We start from the raw sequence: 8,563 nt of genomic DNA, 5'->3' as shown, positions 1-8,563 counted from the left end.
ATCGACGGCCATCCCCATAGCCGCATCGAAGACCTCATGCCGTGGCGATTCCGCAAAACGTCAAGCCAGCCTCAATAGGGTTGCGGCTAAGCGCTTACGACGGAAAAAGCGATGCCAATTGTGAGCCAATCCGAACCCAAATACAAGGCATCGCTATCACAAGCGATGGTGCCAGGACTCCGGACTACGCAAGCCTAAATGGCACCTTCACGTGCCGGGTTAGGTCTTCGCGGCTGTGGCTTCCGAAGGACACCTGGACGTTGATCAACGTCGCGCAGACGATGATTTAAACTGTGCAGGCGAGTCGATGCCCCGTCATGGCCGCGCAAGGTAGACCGACTCTTATTCCCGCGCGTCAGGACCATCGTCGTGCCCGGATTCACCTGGAAGACCGGTGTCACCATATGCGCCGCGCCGTCACGCCCGCTGGTCATGTCCAGTTCGAAGGGCGCGAAGGCTCTCTGCCGTGCTGGACCCTTCGCTCCTTCCCGATGAAATGAACGGATCGACAATCAGACGCAGTAGTAGGTCGCTGCCAGCTTAGCCTATCGATTGGAGGTCGACACGGGTGAGGACGCTGTGCAGCCGCTGTGATGACGGAAAGTAGTGGTCGTGCGGACTGAACTTGATGATTTGATGCGGTGGCTCTCCGAAACAATTCTGAATAAGATGGTCGCATTGCGTCCGTGAGCGACATCACACGTCGATCCCCGCACCGATTGCGTCAAGATAACGTGGGCTAGGGCCAGCGGCGAAGGAACGGCCGATGCCAGGAACTCTCCAGGAACAACTGGACCAAGTTGAGCGCGACATCCAACTGTACAGGGAGTTTGATAAGGCAGAGAAAATTCGTTTCGATCGCGAATCCTGCTTGTGGACTGCAGAGGAGCGCATCGAGTGGCAGGAGACACAATCTGACAATGCTCAACGACTTCGAGAACTGCTCGAGGAGCGAGGCACTTTGCGCAGCCGGCTGGGCCTATAAAGGCGAAAGTCGAAGGGTGCTGCAGGCAGCAAAGAAGAATTATCAGGTATCCCTTACTCTGATGCCAGTTTGGACACCCCTTGGCTGACCGTTGCGGCTAGCAACATTAGCAAGTTTCGCCATATTCGAGCGTCGAATATTGTTAATCTCCTTCAGCAACATTAGGCGTCGAAGCTGTGCTCCGCTTAGGAGCGATTCAAACAGCCCGAGGATCTCACGCGCCTGAACGTAGACTTCCATGCTGATCGCATGTTGATCGAAGCCGTACGATCGAAGACGGGTCTCGATATCGAGGGCAGCAGAAGGATCTAGCTGCCAGTCCAGTGCGTTATGGATGGTGTAAATTTCAGCTACATCCTGAAAGCCTGGCGCGATCCCGGCGACATCAACACGCCGAAGCGTCATTTCGATTGCTTTTTGACGATAGGTATTCAGGAGCCTGTGCCGTAGCACGCGATACCGTTGCATCTCCCAGGAAAGTTCGGCGATGTCGATGGCGAGCAGCCATTCGACAGCGGTTTCAGGGGCGATGTCGCGGAAGATTGCGGCCTGGAGCGCATGATAGTGGTCGATGCTCTCTCCCGGCAGGAGCTGAGGCAGCGGACAAAGCGCCTCGAACTGAGGCGGCAAGAGGCTTGCCGACTGCGATTGGGGGAGGCTGACAGGACCATTCATTGACCTCGCGTCTCCGACAGCGGATGCGACGACGGTGCAGCAACTGGTGCTCCATTCGTTGGATGGACGGGACTCGCATCCCAAAGTTTCTTTGCAATCGGCAATGGCGAAATTTGCAGATTGGTCCACCAGGCTCTTTCGTCTCCCTGTCGATGTAGGGATAGGTGATGGGATCGGCAAAGCGGGACGGTGAACTCGTCGCTGACTTTTCGTCCCAGGGCTCGCGGTTGAGCGAATTTCAAGTGATGCGCATCAGCGGGGGTCTTCTGGCAGACCAGACAACCCTGACTGCGAATGAAGCCGAGGTGATCCTTGCTTCGTCTCCGAGGCGGCTCTTTCGGAAGGCGAGGCCGACTCTGCTCGCTGACAAGGTGACCTATGTTCAGAGCCAAACAATCCTGATCGAGGTCATTGAGCGAGACGGACACGACGTATTCGACTATGAGAGAGCTAGCCAAAGAGCGGTCGGGCTTGGCAACACGGATCGCGCGGCAGTTTAGACTGCTTGAAATAGCTTCGGCCAATGAAGGACCGAGACAGCCGCGTCAACTCAAGGATAATCATGTCGGATCGCCGGAAGATCGATCGTTCGGAGGTCGACTTGGTCGCCTACATTTTTGGAGATGGCGGCAGCCAACGCTGCCGCGTGTTCAACATCTCGGAGGACGGGGCTGGGATCGAGTTATCGACGAAGCTGCACATGCCTGCCACATTCAAGATGATGTTGGAAAGAGACCGTATCATCAGAGATTGTCGTCTCGTTTGGTCGAGTGATACTCGCATCGGCGTCGTGTTCAAAGCCGATTGAGTCGGCTCCGGTAGGTTGTCGGTGCCAGCCAAGTGCCCCAGGGGACAAGGTGGGGTAGTGTTACCACGCTGTCTAGCGGCAGGCATCGAGCGTTGTTGCTGCGGGTCAACGACGACACACGCTGCGGGGGCTGTCAGGAGGGCGCCCGGTGATCCGTTTCGCAAAGACCCTGTCGTTTTTGACAGGTGCGGGCCGTCCCGACATGTGGGCATGGTCGCGATTAAAGGACGAGAGCCGCGGCTAGCCGCCAGACCGGTCGGGGGTGGTGCTGCAGGTGGCAGAGTAACCCTGGTTTCCGCGTTTGGCCCGCTCCGGGCCGAAAAGCCGGGGCGGGCCTTTCGCACGGGCCCCTAACAAGAAGATCTCCGGCAATCTGACAGCAAAAGGCCCGCCGGCTCACACTGGCGGGCCATCTCCGTTACGAGAACGTCGCGGTACCGTTCCCTGTTTGTCTCAATGAATCTACGTAAAACTACGGGGCGTCTCATTTGAGACTGCCGTCGTTTTAGATCGGCTCTAAACGGGGCTGGATGAAGCACTCAACTGCACGACCATGCGCGAATATCGAGCTTACGTAATCGGGGCTGACGGGCACATAGCGCTTCGGGTGGACTTGGTGCTCCCCGATGAGACGACAGCCCGGAAACGAGCCAAGCAGCTTGTCAATGGACATGCCGTTGAGCTTTGGGAAGGCGCAACCAGGATCGAAAGATTGGAGCCAGAACAGTAAGGGAGAGCGCCGCCGGGCTCGAAATGCCAGTCCCCCCGGCGGCGCTCTTGTCTCAAACTGGGCACTGAAATCCCAGTCCGTCTTCAACAGAGCAATGATTATGCCACAGGCTAATGACAGCGCCTTGCTCGCCCCCCGGTCCCCGGTCGGGCGGCTTTTCATTTGGGCAAAAGCCGCCCGTTGCATCCGGCAGATGACATTTACCGCGTTAGCGGGCTCGCAGTTTTTGTGTGTGATTATTGTAGGGGCGTTTCATGCGTAATTTTGCTCGCGCAGATGTCCTGCGCCGCCAGTATCTGGATGCACTCATCTCTGAACTTTCCGAACTCGAAGCCCTTCGCAACCGCGTGCTCGAAGCTGAGCAAAGAAGGATTGGCACGCCGCACCGACGGCGGAGAGGATCAGTCAGAAGAACAGCTAAAGTTCGCGGGCGCCTCTAAGCTTCCGCGCTCCACAGACGACTAGTTGCCAGCTTCCCCTCGTAGCCCCAAGCTACAGACAATCCGTGAGTCGGGGGGATTCGTGGAACGAAAGCCGTTTGAAAGCATGTCGGTTGAAGAGCTGTGGCGACTCCACACGCTCGTCAATGACGTTCTTGCCGTGAGGCTCGTGGCCAAGAAGGAAGAGCTGGAGCGACGGCTCGGGTTTCTCAACCGAGACGACAAGACTCCTTCGCAATAGGCATTGAGCGAGAGAGGCTTGCCGCAGCAAAGGTGTGGGAGGACCAGCGAGGCTGGCTGAGCTGGCGGGCCTTTCCGTTATGAGAGGCAAGCGACGATGGCGAGAACCACGTCAGCGCCGAGATCACCCGAATACGCCGTGAAGATAAATCCCGCACCAACAACAAGCGCAATTGCTTTAAGCGTAATCATTTTGAAATCCCCTCGTTAGTACGGAGGAGGGTAGACCCAGACCATTTCCGGAGTGCTTCGCGCAACGCGGCAAACGGTTTCGTTCACCAAGGCGTTATCCGGAAGCTGCTGGCCGCTAAAGGCCGCAGCAGGGGACACTGCTGCGGCCCGTGCGTGGTCAAATGAAGCCGGGTTAAAAGGATCAAGTGAAATATGCAGCCAGCCCCGGGGAGATGATCGTAATCCAGCGTTTCAGGCTTGCAATATGCCGCTTCCACGATCGGCAGAAGGCTTAACATGCATCATGCGCCGGCTCTGCAGTCCATGAAGGTCGGGAACAAACGGCAATCGGGGCGCGTTCGTCTCCAGATCCGGGCGATGTCTCGGAGCGGCGCGTAGAACTTCCGGCCTCAGGAATCATCCTCTGGCCCCGGCGTTTTGTGGCACTACATGGTGCCGGTTGAATTAGCCGTCGCCTATGCCATTTGGCATATGAAAGTTCGGCGGTCCGAAGGCAATTTTTCCTCCATGGACAGCGACCGGGACATGTTGGCAATTTAAAGAGACGCCCCCGGCTTGGAGGGTCCTCGGAGGTTAGGCCGGGGCGGCTCCGTCAGCTTGGGCGAGCTAGCGAGACAGCAAGCCGGGCAGTGATGCTAGGTTCCTACAGCTGTCAGCAACCGCACATAGGTGCCGCTCTCATGCAGGTCCAGCCAGCCCTTCTGGACGGCGCACCTGATGCCGGCGCCGAACTCCGCGCCGCTTGCCTTGAGCGTGTAGAGGAATGGGTAGTTGATCTTCTCGATATGGATTCTGGCGACGCCAAGATCACACGTTTTGGTGGTGCCGTAGTTTTTCGTCAACCCACGCCGCAGCAAATGCTCAGTTTTTCATGAATAGAGGAAGTCCGCTTCGGACCGCAAACGGACGTCTACTGCGTTCTAAAATCGCTGCGTAAACAAAGACAGACCGACGCCAATCACAATCAAAATCATCATAACGCACGTGGGACGTACAGGCGTCGGCGCTCCTGGCCGGAACGTTCGCAATGTGATTGCAACATACAGCATCGGGATCAACGCGACGGCTGAGACGGTCAAGATCGCCCACGGTGCCCAGCGTTCGCCCGTGTAAAGCGCAAAACACAACCAAAGGAGCGTAGCGCCTAATGTGGCAAAGCCACTGCCAATGATTTTAGCATGCCGAGAATGATTGCTCGAACACCCGGATCGAGTTCGTTGAAGGGCTTTCCAACTACGATAGCGTGATACGGCAGGTAAGTTTCGCGACGCATATATCTCACACCGAACAAGACTCCTCCGAGAGCCACAACAATCACCATCGCCAACGCCAAATCTTGCATCCTTTCGACCCCGCCTATTCGATGCCTTCGCCCGTCTCGGCAACGACAGCTAATACTCTTATGTTTCAATAAATGGCATCAACCCTGCTGGCGCACTTTGTATCGCCTCGGCCTGCGAGGTCTGCTCAGGGTCAAAGGCTGCTCTAGCCGAGAGGTATGCAGTTCCGCTCACCTCCGGAAAGCTGACATCGCGTCCTCTTAGCGAAGGCGACCATCGTTGTTGAATCGGACCGGAATCGCTTTTCCGGGAACGAAAGCTTCTAGCCGCTATTGGCATGCGGGGTAAGGGAAGGGCCGGCATCCAGCGTCGCGGGCCAAGCTAGGCCCGATCGGAGCAGAACCCGGCGTTCACAGCTATTGTTTTCTTCCGCGCATGAACCGCCGCAGCAATTTCAGCGGATCGGCCTCGAGTGCCTCGGCGATGGCGATGAACTCAATGACGTCAATCGGCGCTCGCCGCCTTCATATTTGGCGACGAAGGATTGCGGCTTGCGCAGCTTCTTGGCGAGCGCCTGCGACGCGCGGATTCCTGATCTCGCGCAGGAGCAGTATGCGCTTGGTTTGTGCGGCGTTGAGCAGCCCCTCGAACAGGACCAGGACCTCGCGCACCTGAACGTAGACTTCGGTGGTGATGGCGTGTTGGTCGAAGCCATAGGTCGCAAGCCGCGCGTCGATCTCGGTCGCGGCGACGGGATCAAGTCGCCAGCTTAATGCGTTCTGCCGCGTGTAGGACTCGGCCTCCGCTTCGAACTCGGAATCGATCCCGACCAGATCGATGCGACGCAGCGCCGCTTCAATCGCGCTTTGGCGATAGGTCTCGAGCAGCTTGTGCCGCAACATGCGGTAGCGCTGGATGTCCCAGGACAGCTCGGCAATGTCGATGGCGAGCAGCCATTCGATGGCGGAGCGCGGCGCTAGGTCGGCGAAGATCGCCTGCCGCAGCGCGTGGTATTGGTCGAGCTGTTCGCCGGGCAGCAGCAGGGGCGGCGGCGCCAAGGCCTCAAACTCGGCCGGCAGCGCGGTCGCGGTCAGCTCGCGCGCCGTTTGGACGAGGCCGTTCATCGGACTGAGGCCTCCGATCCAAGGTTGACCGGAAACGGCGCGGTGCCGATCGCGGTGTCGGCCGGACCGTGGACGGGGCTCGCCGCCCACAGCTCCTGCGCGACCGGCAACGGCGCGATCTGCAGGTTTGCCCACCAAGCCCGCTCGTTGCCGTGTCGATGCAGCTCCTCGTGATGGGCGCGGCACAATGGCACGGTAAATTCGTCACCGACTTTGCGGCCGAGTGCTCTGGGTTGGGCGAATTTTAGGTGATGGGCATCGCACGGGGTTTGCTGGCACACCAGGCAGGGCTGCGCCCGGACAAATAGCAGGTGCGCCTTGCTGCGCTTGCGGGGCGGCTCCTTGGGATGGACGAGCCCGGACTCGGGGAGAGCTGGCTGCAACGCGGCCTCGGTGCCTGCAGCAGGACTGGGTGCCGCTGGCGAGCTTGGGTCGCAATCCAAGGCGGCCGCTTGGTCGGCGGCTGCGAGACCTGCGTCGTCCTCTAGCTTGGCCTGATAGGCGGCCTCGACGAGCTTGGCGTCCGGCTCCAAAAGGGTGTTCTTGCGCGGCAGGCTGGCCTTGGCCCAGGCGAGCAGGTCCGCGCTCTCGGTCAGGGATGCGAGCTGGCGCAAGAGCTGGTCGCGGAGCTCGGCGGAGTCTGGCGGCGCCAGCACCGGTGCGCGGTTGACAATGCCCCGGGCGGGCTTGGCTGTCGCCCCTTGAGCTACTTGCGGCCCCGCCGCCGGCGAGGGGGCATCGGGAGCGTCCAGATCATCCTCGCCGGCAATCCCGACCAGCGCGAACAGGGCGTAGCGTCGGGCGTAGGTCAGCGCCGCGCCCATCCGATGCGGCGCCTCGATGTCCCTTGAGGCGCAGACCGGCCAGTCCGAGGAGATCCACTCGCCGGAGGAATGGGCGAGCAGGGTGGTGAGGTGGATGTGGCCGGTGCTGGCCTCGACCCGGGTGCTCTGGATGGTGGCGATCTCCTGCTGGCTCAAGGTCTTGCGCACGATGTCGAGGCCGCTCGCCAGCGAGGCATAACGAAAGGTGCGGTCCTCATCGCGCAGGAACGGCGAGCGGATCTGCGCGGTCAGGGTCTTTTCCGGGTTGGTCAGTTCGGCTTGGGCGCGGGCCAGCGCCGCCGCGATCGCCCCGATGTGCTCACTGGCCTGGTGCATGGACGCGCTCCATCTCAACCGGATCAAAGCTGATCGCGCCGGCTTTGGAGCGTTTGGCGCGAAGTCCGTGGCCAAACGCTTCCTTGGCATCCTCGGGCAGCAGCTTCTTGAGTTCGGCCTTGACCAGTTCGTGCTCGCCATGGGCGGCGCGGGTGCGCAGGTAGGTCGCCGCGCAGTCGGCCCACAGATTGGACGCGGTCATGTCGACGACCTTGACGGCGGCCAACCGCGGCCGCGGGGTCTCGATCCCGAACAGCAGCGGCGGCTCGCCGTTCTGCACGCAGCGCCAGAACTTCTTTTCGGCCGTGAGCAGCAGGTGCTGGTAGAGCGGATCGGCATGCACCGTGAGCTCGACCCATTTGCCGCCGCCGGTAATGATCGAGAGCACCGCCGAACGGGCTGCGACCACCCACATGTTGTGCTGCAGCTGCGCCATGTGCTTGTCGGCCGCGGCTTCCTCGGTGAAGGCCCAGGGCAGCATGAACTTGGCCTCGAACACCGCGCCGGTTTCTGCGACAATGCCATCGAGCGTGGCCGCCATCCAGCGGTGGACCGGATGCCGTACCCGTTTCTGAATTTCCGTAATTGTCATACCCGACGCGCGCTGGTACCAGCTGCGGTTGAGGTCTTCGGTGACGCTGCCGAGCTGAACGATCAGATTTTGCGACAAATCTTGCGGCGCGATCTCGCCGCGTTTTTCCCGCCACAGCCGCGTGAGGTCGTCTTGGTCATGGCCCATGATGATGCGGGCGTCCGAGCCGCCGACAAAGGCGCGCCGGTCAATGGGGTCGAACTTGATGATGCGATGTGGCGCCTCGGCGCCGTCGGTTGCAATCGGGATCACCGGTCTCTCCTTGGTTTGGCAAACGCGGCTTGGCGCCGCACCACCAAAAGCCCCGCACCGGCGAGGAGAGAGACCGGGGCCAACG

The 8,563-nt window shown here is 60.1% G+C and carries 8 protein-coding genes and 1 pseudogene; 2 read left to right on the top strand and 7 right to left on the bottom strand.

Annotation, left to right across the window (positions count from 1 at the left end; all coding sequences use genetic code 11):
* The first annotated feature begins 766 nt into the window (after nucleotides 1-766).
* On the top strand, nucleotides 767-985 hold the full coding sequence (locus IVB36_RS28705) for a hypothetical protein (RefSeq protein WP_247393959.1): 219 nt from the start codon (nucleotides 767-769) through the stop codon (nucleotides 983-985).
* 42 nt (nucleotides 986-1,027) lie between these two features.
* Here the strand turns inward: IVB36_RS28705 and IVB36_RS28700 are convergent, their stop codons facing one another.
* Together IVB36_RS28700 and IVB36_RS28695 are read right to left on the bottom strand one after the other, a co-directional pair.
* Entirely contained in the window at nucleotides 1,028-1,660 is a 633-nt protein-coding gene (locus IVB36_RS28700) for a hypothetical protein (protein ID WP_247393954.1), read from the bottom strand.
* Nucleotides 1,657-2,001: pseudogene (locus IVB36_RS28695) on the bottom strand (single-stranded DNA-binding protein); the annotation flags it as partial. The pseudogene IVB36_RS28695 and the gene IVB36_RS28700, both read right to left, overlap by 4 nt.
* Nucleotides 2,002-2,183: 182 nt before the next feature.
* Here IVB36_RS28695 and IVB36_RS28690 point away from each other — a divergent pair.
* Nucleotides 2,184-2,468, top strand: a complete 285-nt coding sequence (locus IVB36_RS28690) for a PilZ domain-containing protein (protein WP_346731067.1) — start codon at nucleotides 2,184-2,186, stop codon at nucleotides 2,466-2,468.
* 2,237 nt (nucleotides 2,469-4,705) lie between these two features.
* Here the strand turns inward: IVB36_RS28690 and IVB36_RS28685 are convergent.
* From IVB36_RS28685 to IVB36_RS28660, 5 genes are all read right to left on the bottom strand, one after another.
* A complete protein-coding gene (locus IVB36_RS28685; protein ID WP_247393963.1) occupies nucleotides 4,706-4,924 on the bottom strand; it encodes a hypothetical protein in 219 nt (72 codons plus the stop codon).
* A gap of 290 nt (nucleotides 4,925-5,214) precedes the next feature.
* Nucleotides 5,215-5,412: a hypothetical protein gene (locus IVB36_RS28680; protein ID WP_247393948.1), complete on the bottom strand. Its 198-nt coding sequence runs from the start codon at nucleotides 5,410-5,412 to the stop codon at nucleotides 5,215-5,217.
* Nucleotides 5,413-5,874: 462 nt separating this feature from the next.
* Nucleotides 5,875-6,474, bottom strand: a complete 600-nt coding sequence (locus IVB36_RS28670) for a hypothetical protein (RefSeq protein ID WP_247393945.1) — start codon at nucleotides 6,472-6,474, stop codon at nucleotides 5,875-5,877.
* Nucleotides 6,471-7,634 carry an ERF family protein gene (locus IVB36_RS28665; protein WP_247393942.1) on the bottom strand — a complete coding sequence of 388 codons (1,164 nt, stop codon included), beginning with the start codon at nucleotides 7,632-7,634 and terminating at the stop codon, nucleotides 6,471-6,473. The genes IVB36_RS28670 and IVB36_RS28665 overlap by 4 nt, the downstream gene beginning before the upstream one ends.
* A complete protein-coding gene (locus tag IVB36_RS28660; RefSeq protein WP_247393939.1) occupies nucleotides 7,618-8,478 on the bottom strand; it encodes a YqaJ viral recombinase family protein in 861 nt (286 codons plus the stop codon). Before IVB36_RS28660 ends, IVB36_RS28665 begins: the two co-directional genes overlap by 17 nt.
* Nucleotides 8,479-8,563: the final 85 nt, after the last annotated feature.

This window comes from Bradyrhizobium sp. 35, from assembly GCF_023073215.1.
In the GTDB taxonomy this organism is placed as follows: domain Bacteria; phylum Pseudomonadota; class Alphaproteobacteria; order Rhizobiales; family Xanthobacteraceae; genus Bradyrhizobium; species Bradyrhizobium canariense_D.
The sequence above is the reverse complement of the archived record's forward strand: the minus strand, read 5'-3'. Positions and strand labels throughout refer to the sequence as shown.